The sequence below is a fragment of the Pseudomonas edaphica genome, from assembly GCF_005863185.1.
GTDB lineage: Bacteria > Pseudomonadota > Gammaproteobacteria > Pseudomonadales > Pseudomonadaceae > Aquipseudomonas > Aquipseudomonas edaphica.
In genome coordinates this window covers 1-1,034 of record NZ_VBVZ01001034.1, presented here as the reverse complement: position 1 = coordinate 1,034, position 1,034 = coordinate 1, and the positions used below count along the sequence as shown (strand labels likewise).

Annotated in this window: 1 protein-coding gene; it reads right to left on the bottom strand. The window is 61.9% G+C overall.

What is annotated here, in order from left to right; all coding sequences use genetic code 11:
• Window positions 1-1,034, bottom strand: a 1,034-nt coding sequence (serS, locus tag FEM54_RS33050; protein WP_138454335.1) for a serine--tRNA ligase, incomplete at both ends; no start/stop codon positions are given.

Sequence of the window (1,034 nt, the reverse complement as noted above, 5' to 3'; positions counted from 1 at the left end):
CGCCGCCCATGTACGGCTTGAGCACTTCCGGCACGCGGATGGAACCGTCGGCCTGCTGGTAGTTTTCCAGCACGGCCACCAGGGTACGGCCTACGGCCAGGCCCGAACCGTTGAGGGTGTGTACCAGTTCCGGCTTGCCGGTTTCCGGGTTGCGGAAACGCGCCTGCATACGACGGGCCTGGAAATCACCGCAGTTGGAGCACGACGAAATTTCGCGGTACTTGTCCTGGCTCGGCACCCACACTTCGAGGTCGTAGGTTTTTACAGCGCTGAAACCCATGTCGCCGGTGCACAGCGCCAGTACGCGGTAAGGCAGCTCCAGCAGTTGCAGGACGCGTTCGGCGTTGGCGGTCAGGCCTTCCAGGGCTTCCATGGAGGTCGACGGTTCAACAACCTGCACCATTTCAACTTTGTCGAACTGGTGCTGGCGGATCATGCCGCGCGTGTCACGCCCCGAAGCGCCGGCTTCGCTACGGAAGCACGGGCTGTGGGCCACGAACTTGATCGGCAGCTGCTTGGCGTCGAGGATTTCGCCGGCGACGATGTTGGTCAGCGACACTTCGGCGGTCGGGATCAGGTACAGGTCGGCTTCGCCGTCGCGGCTGATCTTGAACAGATCCTCCTCGAACTTAGGCAATTGGCTGGTGCCCATCAGCGCCGGCGCCTGCACCAGATACGGCGTGTAGGCTTCTTCGTAGCCGTGTTCAGCGGTGTGCAGGTTGATCATGAACTGCGCCAGGGCACGGTGCATGCGCGCGATCGGGCCGCGCAGCAGAGCAAAGCGTGCGCCGGACATTTTGGCGGCGGTTTCGAAATCCAGGCCGCCGGTCAGTTCGCCCAACGCAACGTGATCCTTGATCTCGAAATCAAAGGCTTTTGGCGTGCCCCAACGGCGCACTTCGACGTTGCCGTCTTCGTCTTCACCAATGGGCACGGATTCGTGCGGAATATTCGGGATGCCCAGCAGGATCGAATCCAGCTCGGTCTGAATGCCTTCCAGCTCGACTTTGCCGTCGGACAGCTCGGTGCCCATG